Origin of the sequence: Frondihabitans cladoniiphilus (assembly GCF_039544345.1) — a bacterium.
Lineage (GTDB): Bacteria > Actinomycetota > Actinomycetes > Actinomycetales > Microbacteriaceae > Frondihabitans > Frondihabitans cladoniiphilus.
Window position 1 is genome coordinate 137,719 of sequence record NZ_BAABLM010000001.1, and the last position, 11,690, is coordinate 149,408.

8 protein-coding genes are annotated in these 11,690 nt (G+C 69.7%); 5 read left to right on the top strand and 3 right to left on the bottom strand.

The features are described from left to right. Positions 1 to 7 precede the first annotated feature (7 nt). On the bottom strand, positions 8 to 1,201 hold the full coding sequence (locus tag ABEA39_RS00705; RefSeq protein ID WP_345372053.1) for an FAD-dependent oxidoreductase: 1,194 nt from the start codon (positions 1,199 to 1,201) through the stop codon (positions 8 to 10). Positions 1,202 to 1,395: 194 nt separating this feature from the next. Here ABEA39_RS00705 and ABEA39_RS00710 point away from each other — a divergent pair, with 194 nt between their 5' ends. Next, positions 1,396 to 2,196 (top strand): GntR family transcriptional regulator, encoded by an 801-nt coding sequence (locus ABEA39_RS00710; RefSeq protein ID WP_345372055.1) that lies wholly within the window; start codon positions 1,396 to 1,398, stop codon positions 2,194 to 2,196. 106 nt (positions 2,197 to 2,302) lie between these two features. Beyond that, positions 2,303 to 3,775: a sugar porter family MFS transporter gene (locus tag ABEA39_RS00715; protein WP_345372057.1), complete on the top strand. Its 1,473-nt coding sequence runs from the start codon at positions 2,303 to 2,305 to the stop codon at positions 3,773 to 3,775. 99 nt (positions 3,776 to 3,874) lie between these two features. Here ABEA39_RS00715 and ABEA39_RS00720 read toward each other — a convergent pair whose 3' ends face one another. Next, positions 3,875 to 4,555, bottom strand: a complete 681-nt coding sequence (locus ABEA39_RS00720; RefSeq protein WP_345372059.1) for an SDR family NAD(P)-dependent oxidoreductase — start codon at positions 4,553 to 4,555, stop codon at positions 3,875 to 3,877. A gap of 152 nt (positions 4,556 to 4,707) precedes the next feature. On the opposite strand from ABEA39_RS00720, the gene ABEA39_RS00725 reads away from it, so the two are divergent. After that, entirely contained in the window at positions 4,708 to 5,415 is a 708-nt protein-coding gene (locus tag ABEA39_RS00725) for a phosphatase PAP2 family protein (RefSeq protein ID WP_345372061.1), read from the top strand. A 119-nt stretch (positions 5,416 to 5,534) separates the two neighbouring features. Further along, on the top strand, positions 5,535 to 6,842 hold the full coding sequence (locus ABEA39_RS00730) for an FAD-binding protein (RefSeq protein WP_345372063.1): 1,308 nt from the start codon (positions 5,535 to 5,537) through the stop codon (positions 6,840 to 6,842). Positions 6,843 to 6,937: 95 nt separating this feature from the next. On the opposite strand, the gene ABEA39_RS00735 is transcribed toward ABEA39_RS00730, so the two are convergent. Then, entirely contained in the window at positions 6,938 to 7,951 is a 1,014-nt protein-coding gene (locus ABEA39_RS00735; RefSeq protein ID WP_345372065.1) for a LacI family DNA-binding transcriptional regulator, read from the bottom strand. Between the two features lie 169 nt (positions 7,952 to 8,120). On the opposite strand from ABEA39_RS00735, the gene ABEA39_RS00740 reads away from it, so the two are divergent. Beyond that, positions 8,121 to 11,576 (top strand): family 78 glycoside hydrolase catalytic domain, encoded by a 3,456-nt coding sequence (locus ABEA39_RS00740; RefSeq protein WP_345372067.1) that lies wholly within the window; start codon positions 8,121 to 8,123, stop codon positions 11,574 to 11,576. Positions 11,577 to 11,690: the final 114 nt, after the last annotated feature.

Below are 11,690 nucleotides of genomic sequence, written 5' to 3' on the forward strand. Positions count from 1 at the left end.
AGGGGGTCTAGATGAGGGTGGGAAGGGCTTCGGCGGGGGTCTCGAGCGCCGGGGCGATCGCGGCGAATCCGGGCTTGCCGATCGGCAGGTCGCCACCGGCGACGGCGGTCGCGATGGTCTCGGCGACCATCTTCGAATCGGCGCGGTTGGCGGGGATCGTGCCCTGGGGGCCGCGGCGCAGCCAGCCCACCACGAAGAGCCCGTCGTCGAGGATGCCCCGGCCGATGTCTGCTCCGGGACCCTCGTGGGCGGTCCGCTGGACCGGAGCCGTCTCGGCCTCCGCGAAGCCGATCGCCGTGCAGACCGAGTCGGTCCGGACCGCGAGCTCGCGGCCGTCGGCGGAGCGGAAGACGATGCCGTCGACGGAGTCGGTGCCGGTCACGTGGTCGGGGGACCAGCCGAAGCGGAAGTGGACGGTGCGGGAGGCGTCCTCGGGGGAGCCGGCGACGAGGTCGGCGATCGCCGAGCGGCGGGCTTCGTCGCCGGCGCCGGCGCCGTCCTCGGGATCGAGTTCGAGCCCGTCGGCCAGGAAGGCCACGTCGGGGAGCCGGCTCAGCTCTTTCGCCATGGCGACGTCGAACTTCGCCATCGGTGCCGCAGATCGCCCGACGATCTCGATCCGCTCGATCGGGCCGCGGCCGAGGGTCTCGACGACCTCCGGGGCCACCCCGAGGGCGAGGAGATCGGCGGCCGGGGTCAGGAACAAGCGCACCAGGTCGAGGGCGACGTTGCCCTGGCCCACGATGGTCACGACGGATCCCAGCTCGATACCGTCGACGAGTTCGTCGGGGTGGCCGTTGACCAGGCGGGTCAGGGTGCCGGCGCCGTAGACGCCGGCGAGGCCGTCGGCCGCGCCGTCGAGTGGGCGGTCGGCGGACAGGCCCGTCGCCAGCACGACCACGTCGAACGCCTCGCGAAGGGCCTCCAGCGTGACGTCGGTGCCCACCTCGGTCCGGCCCACGAAGCGCACGCCGTCTCGTTCGAACAGGCGGTCGAACTGCTTGGCCACGGCCTTCGTGCCCTGGTGGTCGGGGGCCACGCCGTAGCGGACGAGGCCGTAGGGCAGATCGAGGCGGTCGAAGACGACGATCTCGGAGTCCCGCCAGTGCTTGCGCAGGAACTGCGCGGTGTAGCAACCGGAGGGGCCGCTTCCGACGATCGCGACGGTCGGCGACCCCGCTCCCGGATCGGCTTGAGACATGAAGGCTGCTCCCTTGCAGAAATTCGAACGTGGTGCGAGTCGAGGGCGACGATATCACCCGAAGCGGCTGATTCATACATAAAAGTGGCAATTTTAAATAGGTATTGCTACAGATACAACTCGAAGTTGTATTGAAGTCGATACCAAAGAGGATGGGGTGCGGTCGGTTCCCGGAACCGGCGAGAATGGTCGGCATGACCGCGTTCGTCGTCGAGCACGACTCCCCGTTGACCGTGTGGGGGCAGATCCATCGCGACCTGCGCCGTCGGATCGATTCGAGCGAGTTCCGGCCCGGAGCCCGGATCCCCACCGAGGTCGATCTGATGGCTCATTACGACGTGAGCCGCGTCACGATCCGACGCGCGCTGAGCGCTCTCATCGACGACGGCTACCTGCGCACCCGCCGAGGCTCCGGCACCTACGTGACCGACAGGACCGTCGCGCTGGTGTGCGACCTCGACCTCGCGAGGCCGTGGCGGGAGCAACTGCTCGCCGACGGACACGAGGCGCGCGTCCGGCTGGTCGAGACACGACGGGGCGTCGACCTCCCCGACGACGTCGCTCGGACCTTCGACGGCCGCGTTCCGTCCGAGCCCCTGACGTTCGCTCTGACCGTGCACGTCGTGGACGGGATACCGATCGGGGTGACGGAGTCGTGGCACTCGGAGCGGTGGCGCGCAGCGGTCGCGGGTGCGGGCGTGGCAGGCGTCGGTTCACCTCGCGCCCGTTCCGCCTCCGAGGCAGTCGTCGCCGACTGCTTCGCGGAGGTGGGCTTCGCCACCTCTCTCCAGGCGAAACTGCTCGACTCCTACCTGGACATCCCCCTCATCGTCGTGCACGCCCGGTCGCGGATGGCCGCCACGGGGGAGCTGGCCGAGTTCGCTCGGACGTCGTGGCTCGGCAGCCGGGTGCGTCTGGCCTACGTCCGCAAGCTGACTCTCGGCGAGATCGACATCGCCCAGTTGATCGGTTCGGGCGAAGTCGAGCCGGAATAGGGGCCTCCACGGAACTTTTTCCGGCGCGGTTCGGACGAGGCGTTGGCATCCGGGCGAAGGGCGTGTTACTTTCCATGTGTCTTATTGATAGAACAAGGGAGTTCACATGTCGGCAACCACTGAGCGGTCGAGTTCGGGCCCGTCGGGCAGTCGCGTTCCACTGCCCCCGCTGACCAACGGTCCGCACACCAAGCGCCTCGGCCAGGTCGCACTGATCGCCACGTTCGGCGGTCTCCTCTTCGGGTACGACACCGCAGTCATCAACGGTGCTCTCAACCCGATGGTCGCGGAGCTCCACCTGACGAAGCTGACCGAGGGCGGCGTGACCAGCGGTCTCCTCTTCGGTGCCGCAGTCGGCGCGATCCTCGGTGGCCGTCTCTCCGACGGATGGGGTCGTCGCAAGTCGATCATCCTGATGTCGATCCTGTTCTTCGTCGGCGCAATGCTCTGCGTGGTCGCCCCGAACTTCGGCGTCATGCTCGTCGGCCGGATCATCCTCGGCCTCGCCGTCGGTGCTGCTTCGACCATCGTTCCCGTGTTCCTCGCCGAACTGGCGCCTTTCGAGATCCGCGGTTCGCTTGCCGGTCGCAACGAACTCATGATCGTCGCCGGCCAGCTCGCCGCCTTCATCATCAACGCGATCATCTCGAGTGCTTTCGGTGAAGGCAACGGCGTGTGGCGCATCATGCTGGCGGTCGAGGCCCTTCCGGCCATCGCCCTGTTCATCGGCATGCTCCGCATGCCCGAGTCGCCCCGCTGGCTCGCCAGCAAGGGCCGCGACGAAGAAGCCCTCAAGGTGCTCTCGACGCTCCGTACCAAGGAGCGCGCCACGGCCGAACTCGCGGAGATCGACCAGGTCACCGCCGAGGAAGCCCAGCAGAAGGGCATGCGCATCGGCGAGATCCTCCGCAACAAGTGGCTGGTCCGTATTCTCCTCATCGGCATCGGCCTGGGCGTCGCCCAGCAGCTCACGGGCATCAATGCGATCCAGTACTACGGTCAGACCGTTCTGATCCAGGCCGGATTCGCCGCCAATGTCGCGATCATCGTGAACATCGGCCCCGGCATCGTCGGTGTCATCGGTGCCGTCATCGCCCTGCGCATGATGGACCACTTCAGCCGTCGTCGCACCTTCATCATCGGATTCGCGTCGACCACGATCATCCACATCCTCATCGGCATCCTGTCGAATGCCCTCCCTCAGGGCAACGCAGCGCGCCCGTGGGTCCTGCTGATCCTGATCGTCCTGTTCGTCGGCTCGGTCCAGACCTTCCTCAACGTCGCCGTCTGGGTGACGCTGTCGGAGATCTTCCCCCTGAAGATGCGCGGTTTCGGCATCGGCGTCTCGGTGTTCTTCCTCTGGATCGCCAACGCCTTCCTCGGTCTGTACTTCCCGACGATCATCAGTGCGTTCGGCATCACAGGGACGTTCTTCGGATTCGCGGTGGTGAACGCCCTGGCGCTCCTCTTCGTCTGGAGAGCCGTCCCCGAGACCCGGGGCCGCTCGCTGGAGAAGCTCGAAGAGGACGTCACCACCGGCGCGATCTACACGCAGAACGTCAAGAAGGTCCGCGCCTGATCCCCTCCCTCTGACGACCCGACGGTCGTCGACATGAAGAAGGCCCGACTCCCGCGAGGGAGCCGGGCCTTCGTCGTCCTGACGGCGGGTGCCGGCGGATCAGTAGTTCACGGCGCCGCGGATCCGGTGGCCGATCGCGATGGACTCACCGCTCGTGACGGCCAGCGGCGACGTGAAGAAGGTCACGAGGTCGGCGATCTGGTCGGGGCTCGACTCGCCGGGGAATCCGCGCTCGACGGTGCTGGACGGAGTGTCGGTGACGGTCCCCGGGTGGATCGTGTTGACCGTGACACCCGTGCCGGCCAGCTGATCGGCGAGGTTCTTCGCCGAGATCGCCAGGGCGGCGTTGCGGACCGATCCCGCGATGCTGGCGGTCAGGAACCCGTTCTGGCCGCTGATGCCGACGATGCGGCCGAATCCGGCTTCGCGCATCAGGGGGATCGCGGCGTTCGCGAGTCGGAGGAAGGTCAGCGCCTTGCCCTCGAACGCCTGGAGCACCTGCTCGGGGTCGGAGCTCCGGGCGGGATCGAGGGTCTGAGCGCTGGGCGCGGCGGTGACGACCAGCCCGTCGAGGCGGCCGTTCCGCGCATGCGCCCGGGCGATGCCGTCGGTGACGGAGGCGGGGTCGCGGGCGTCCAGCGTGAGGGCGTCCCCTCCGCCGCTGCGCGAGGCGACGATCACGTCGGCCCCTTCGGCTCGGAGGTGGTCGACGACGGCTCGGCCGATGTAGCCGTTGCCGCCGACGACGAGGACTGTGCGGGATGCGAGATGGAGATCCATGCCTCGACGTTAGCCCGGGCATCCCCCCGCTCGCCTCGAACACCCTCCAGCGGCACGAACACCACGCCTAGGCGAAGGGTTCGCGCCGCCAGGGTGTACCCGAGCGGCCGGTCTTAGCGGTTTCTGACCCCGCGGACACCAAGGTGGGGTGCATGACACGCGCTGCCGATCTCGAACGAGCCATCCGCGGTCGCCCGAGCCCCAACCCGAGCCCCACGGCCGTCGCGGTGTGGGCGGTGGCGGCCGTGGTCGTGCTCGCGGTCGTGCTGACGTGCGGCTTCGTCGTGGTGAAGTCCCCGGCGTTCACGGCCGGAGACCTCCGTATCGACCAGTGGCTCAGCGCGCACCACACGGCATCCCTCGACGCGGTCGCCGTGGCGATCGACTGGTTCCTCGGCCCCACCGTCGGGCTCGTCGTGTCGATCGTGGCGACGGGATTCGTCGCCCTCGCCACCCGGCGCCTCCGGCCGACCCTCACCTTCGCCGTGGTCGTGGGCGTCGGGTGGTACTCGAACCAGGTCGTGAAGGATCTGGTCGAGCGCCCGAGGCCGGACCGCGCATCCCTCGCTCACCCCTTCGATCCCGCCCCCGGCTCGTTCTCGTACCCGAGCGGGCACACGGCCATCGCGACGGTGCTCGTCATCGCGGCGCTCGCCGTGCTGCCGGCGGCGAGACGGGGGATGCTCGCGCCCCTCGCCGTGGCGATCGTGCTGGTCGTCGCCGCCTCCCGGGTCTACCTCGGCGTGCACTACGTGTCGGACGTCGTGGCCGCGATGCTCTGGTGCTCGGCTGCCGCGGTGCTGCTGCTGCTCGTCTGCCGGGCCGTGGGCACACCTCACCGGCGAGAGCACCACTCCTAGGCGGGTGGTCCGTGCCGGAGAGGTGTGCTCGAGGGGAGGGCGAGGGCGGGGGTTGCGGGATGCGGACGGAGCCGGAGGCGGGTTAGGATTTAAGCGTTTAACTACGAAGGGCGGGAACGATGGAGTTCACCACGCAGCACGAGCAGCAGCACCAGGGTCGGCAACCCGGCGAGGCCGAGGCTCGCACGCAGAACTGGTCGGGCACGTACGCCTATCGCGCCCAACGCATCCTCACCCCCGCTTCGATCGACGAGTTGCAGGAGACCGTCGCCGCCGAAGGGAGCATCAGGGCTCTCGGCACCCGGCACTCGTTCAACGACGTCGCCGACGGCCCCGGTGTGCTCGTCACTACGACGGCGATCGCGCCCGATGTCGCGGTCGCCGCCGACCGTCTTTCCGTCACCGTCGGATCGGGCACCCGGTACGCGGTGCTCGCGGAGGCTCTCGAACAGGAGGGCCTCGCGCTGCACAACATGGGGTCGCTCCCGCACATCTCCGTCGGCGGCGCCACGGCCACGGGCACGCACGGCTCGGGGACGGCGCTCGGATCGCTCTCGACGGCGGTGAGCGGCCTCGATCTGGTCGGAGCCGACGGCTCGATCCGTCGGCTGACCCGGGCCGACCCCGAGTTCGCGGGTTCGGTGGTGGCGCTGGGGGCGCTCGGCGTCGTCTCGCGCGTGACCCTCGACGTGCAACCGCACTATCGGGTGCGGCAGGACGTCTACGCGCACCTGCCGTGGCGGGCGCTCGAGGGCGATGGGCTCCGAGCGGTCATGGCGGCGGGCTACAGCGTCAGCCTCTTCACCGTCTACGGTGCCGACGTCGCCCAGGTCTGGGTGAAGACCCGGATCCCCGAGGGCGAAGCCGACGCGCCGGTGCCCGACGACCTCTTCGGCGCCCGGAGGGTGCCCGAACGGCCCGACCGCGGCGGCCCCGACGACAACACGACTCCGATGGACGGCTCGGTCGGACCGTGGTCGACCCGGCTGCCGCACTTCCGCATCGACCGGACGCCGTCGAGCGGCGACGAGATCCAGACCGAGTACTTCGTCTCGATCGACGACGGTGCCGCGGCCCTGGCCGAGGTGCGAAAGCTCGCCGACCGCATCCAGCCGCACCTCCTCGTCACCGAGCTCCGTGCCGTGGCCGCCGACTCGCTGTGGCTCGGCGAGACGCAGGGGCGCGACTCCCTCTGCATCCACTTCACCTGGAAGAACCACCCGCACGAGATCGGGGAGCTCCTGCCCGACATCGAAGCCGCCCTCCGCCCCTTCGATGCCCGGCCGCACTGGGGCAAGGTCGCCCGGTTCGAGACGTTCGACCTCGCGGCGCTGTACCCGCGGCTCGGCGACTTCCGCCGACTGGTCGCGGCGCACGACCCGGGCGGCAAGTTCCGGGGGCCGTTCCTCGACCGAGTGCTGTTGTGACGGGGGACGGCCGCGCACCCGAGGCGGACGCGACGAGCCGCGCATCCGAAGCGGACGCGCCGGGCCGCGCACCCCTTGCGGACCCCACGCCCGGCTCAGCCGCCGATGGCCCGGTCGCGCCCGATCGTGCTCTCGTCCGCGATGACCGATGGCTGCAGCACGACCGTTCGATGCACGTGCTCCCCGCCCTGGTCGGCGATCTCCTGAGCCAGCAGTCGGACGGCCTCGACGCCGATGTCGTAGCCGCGCTGACTCACCGACGACAGCGGGATCCCGCCCTCGCGTCCGCTCAGGTTGTGGTCGCAGCCGATCACCGCGACGTCCTCCGGCACGCGGAGGTGCGCCTCGCCGACCAGCACGCGCGTGATCGCGCTTCCGACGGCGTCGGCCACCGCGACCACACCGTCCGGCCTCTCGGCGGCGGGCCGCGACGCGATCTCGTGCCCGGCCTGGATCCCTCCGGGCGTCTCCAGGTCGATCGTGTCGATGTCTTCGAGGACGACTCCGGGATGCGCGGCGACGGCCCTCCGGACGCCCGCGCGTCGTTCGCGGATCGCCTGGTCCGAGTCGCCGGCGACGCTGCAGAAGGCGAGACGTCGACGGCCCAGCGCGATGAGGTGCTCGGCGGCGATGAATCCGACCTCCTCGTTGTCGATGAGCACGCTGCAGACGTCGGTGCGCACCGAGGCGTGGTTGACGACGACGATCGGGCGACCGTGTGCCCGCAGGCTCTCCACTCCGGGCGGCGGCCCGCCGAGCGGAGCCAGCACGATGCCGGCGACCCGGGCCTCGTCGAAAAGCGCCAGATGGGTCTCCTGCAGCGAGGCCTTCACGTCGCTGTTGGCGATGAGCACGTGGCGATCCTCCTCGAGGGCCGCGTCTTGGGCTCCGCGGGCGATGTCGACGAAGAACGTGTTCGCGAGGTCGGTCGCCACGAAGCCGATGGTGAGGTTCCGTCCGCTCGCCAGCGACCGTGCCGCGTCGTTCCGGACGAAGCCGAGCTCACGGATCGCCTCGTGCACGGTCGTGCGCGTGCCCTCGAGCACCTTCTCCGGGTGGTTCAGGACGTTCGACACCGTCGCGATGGAGACGCCGGCGGCCGCGGCCACGTCGTGCATGCTCGGCGGCCCGCCTGCGGCGCGTTCTCGAGGTCTGCGCACCCGCGGGGCCTTTCCGATCCGACAAAAAACGTAGCTCCACACTAATCGTCCGTCTCCGCCCCGAGCCCCGCCCCACGCCCGGCCCCTTCCGCTCCCACCCGTGAGAAAGCACCCCTTCATGTCCACTCCCCGCCTGACCCACCTCCGCGTCAACCGCCTCGAGCGTCCGCTCGCCGTGGGCGACGGCTCGCCTCGCTTCGGCTGGCGGCTCGAGTCCGAGGAGTACGACCACCGGCAGGTCGCCTACCGGATCCGAGTCGAGACCGCCGCCGGGCATCCCGCGTGGGACTCGGGCGAGGTCCGCTCGGACGTCTCGCAGGCGATCGCTTTCGGCCAGGGCGGATCCGAGGCGCTCGCTCTGGAGCCGGAGACCGCGTACCGCTGGCGCGTCGAGATCGAAGACGACCGGGGTCGGCTCCTCGGCGCCGAGTCGACCTTCGAGACGGCGTTCTTCGGCACGACCGTCGACGCCTGGCGGGGTGCTCGATGGATCGGCGCCGACAGGCCCCCGCTCGATGCCGCGAGTCTCGTGGTCTATCGGATCCGCGGGCGCCTCACCGTCCCCGAGGGCAGCAGCGGCGCCTCGCTGGTGCTGGGCGCCGACGACTTCCGTCTAGGCAACGACCTCTTCAACGAGTTCCGGATCCGAGGCGCGAACCACGTGCGGTTCGAGATCGACGTGGCCGATCCCGCGCGACCGGCCCTGCGCATCCACCGTCGCGGTTACGCGCCCGGCGAGGCGGACGAGACGCTCCTGACGACCGTCGACGACTCCCGGTCCACGAACATCGGCGTGCTGCTGCCACCGGAACGAGCGCACCTCGAGAACGCGATCGAGCTCGTCTGCGAGTCGTCGACGTTCCACGTGCTGATCAACGGAGTCGAGCTCGTGGCCGACGGGTCGCCCGAGTTCCAGGTCAACCCGCGAGGCCTCGACGACGTGGCGTCGTTCCCCAACCTCTGCTCGATCGGCTTCGAGGCCGCGCCCGGACAGACCTTCGCCGTGCGCGGCTACGAGGTGCTCACCTACCGCGAGCCGCAGACGGCGCTGTTCGACGAGCGCGACCACGGCGTGTTCGAGGGCCTGCCCGGTGTGACCGTCGACGGCGGCACGATCCGGGTCGACGGGGGAGCCGACGGACTGCTCGCCGCAGTCGACCCCAGCCGCGACTCGCTCCCGGTGCTGCGCCGCACGGTCGTCACGCGGCCCGGCTGGCGGAACGCCCGCGCGTCGATCACCGCCCGGGGCGTCTACGAGCTGCGAGTCAACGGAGTCCGGGTCGGCGAGGACTGGTTCAACCCCGGCAGTTCCGACTACCGCCACACGATCGACTACTCCGTGTACGACCTCACCGACCTCCTCCGCGACGGCGAGAACACGATCACCGCGGCTCTCGCCCCCGGCTGGTGGGCCGACATGGTCTCGTTCCAGGAGACGAACACCGGCTTCTACGGCGACCGGCCCGCGCTCCTCTGCCACCTGCGGATCGACAACGAGGACGGCGCCACCGACTTCGTCGTCTCGAAGCCGGGGGAGTGGGAGGTCTCGGTCTCGGGTCCCGTCCGCAGCGGCAGCTTCTTCCAGGGCGAGCGCTACGACGCCCGCCTCGAGGCGAATCTCGACGAGGATGCACGGGGTTGGGTGCCGGCCACGAGCATCCCCCCGCTCGAGCGCAACGCGCGACCCGCCCTCGTGGCGAAGGTCGATCGTCCGGTGCAGGCGTACGAGACGCTCCCGGCCCGCCTGATCGGCGAGGTGCGTCCCGGATCCGACTCGTGGCTCTACGACCTCGGCGTGAACATGGTGGGCGTGCCGCGCATCACCCTGGAGGGCCGGGCCGGTCAGGAGATCGTGATCCGCACGGCCGAGGTGCTCTACCCCGCGCTGCCCGAGTACGTCGAACGCGACGTCGACGGGCTGCCGATGACCGAGAACCTGCGCGAAGCGCTCTCCACCGACGTGTACATCTGCCGCGACGGCGCCCAGACCTACACGCCGCGGTTCACGTTCCACGGATTCCAGTACCTCGAGATCTCGGGCACCGGCGGGCCGCTGCCCGACACCGCCGTCACGGGCGTCGTGCTGAGCTCCATCGACGAGGTCACCGGCACCCTCGAGACGTCGAACCCCCTGGTCGACCGGCTCATGGCCAACATCACCCGGTCGCAGCTCGGCAACTTCCTCTCGATCCCCACCGACTGCCCGCAGCGCAACGAGCGCATGGGATGGACCGAGGCCGTGACCGAGTTCGCCCGTACCGCGAGCTTCACCGCCGACGTGTCGACGTTCACCGAGCGGTGGCTGTCGGTGCTCCGCGACTCGCAGGTCACCGACGAGCTCCTGGTCGGCCGCAGCGACATGACGGGTTTTTACGACGTCGACACTGCTGACGTCGGCAACGCCGACACCGGTGGCCGCAAGCCGTTCGGGGGCGAGTACGTCGTGGGCATGTACCCGAGCTACGCGCCCTCATACGATGCGGCGCTGTCGTGGGGCACCCCGTGGAGTTCGGCGGGCGTCCTGGTGCCGTACGACCTCTACCGCCACTACGGCTCGACCGTCGTCATCGAGGAGTCGTTCGACTCGATGCTCGCCTATCTCGAGGCGATGGCGACCCTGAGGCTGCCCGGATCGGAGCACCTCTCCGTCGACGGTGGGATCTGCGGTGACTGGCTCTCGCTCGACAAGCCGCCGTCGGACTACACCGACGTCGCCATCTATGTCTTCCTGCTGAGGGCGTTCGGCGAGATGGCGGCGGCGATCGGCCGCACCGACGTCGCCGAGGACTACGCCCGTGAGTACGCCCTCGCCCGCCAGGAATGGAACGACCGCTTCATCGACTCCGCGACCGGCACTCTGCGAGGAGACGCCTCGGCGCCGATCTCGCAGTCGTCGACGACGATTGCGCTCTTCTACGGGCTGCCCTTCGACGAGTTCGTCCCGACGGTCTTCGCCTCGCTCTGCGAGAAGGTCGTGGCGGGTCACGACGGGGTCGCGTTCGGCATCACCACCGGCATGTTCACCACGCCGATGATCACGCACGTGCTCTCCGACCACGGGCGCTCCGACCTGGCGTTCGGGATGCTCGAGAACACGGCCTTCCCGTCGTGGCTGTACCCGGTGACCCAGGGGGCGACCTCGACCTGGGAGCGGTGGAACTCCTATACGGCCGAGGAGGGGTTCGGCGGGAACAACGCCATGAACTCCTTCAACCACTTCTCGCTCGGAGCGGTCGGCGCCTGGCTCCTCAACCGCGTCGGCGGCATCGACCGGAACCCCGCCCGGGTCGGTATGCAGCACTTCGTCTTCCATCCCGTTCCGGCGGGGCGACTGCAGTCGGCTCGAGCGACCGTCGTCACCGATCACGGGCGCGTCGAGTCGGACTGGTCGTGGGACGCCGCCCGCACCGTCTGGACCTGCCTGCTGCGAGTGCCGGCGAACACCACAGCGACGGTCGACCTCGAGTGGGCGGGTGGAAAGGCCTTCGATCTCGGATCCGGAGCCTGGAGCCTCGTCTTCGACGACGGGGCCGTGCACGTGGACCGGGCGGCCTCGGCGGCGCTGGTCCGCTGAGTCCCGCCCGACGACGGGTGGGCGCAGTCCCGCCCGCGGACGGGTGGGCGCAGTCCCGCCCGCGGACGGGCGGGCGCAGCGAAGCGGCCCGGCGACTTCTCGTCGCCGGGCCGC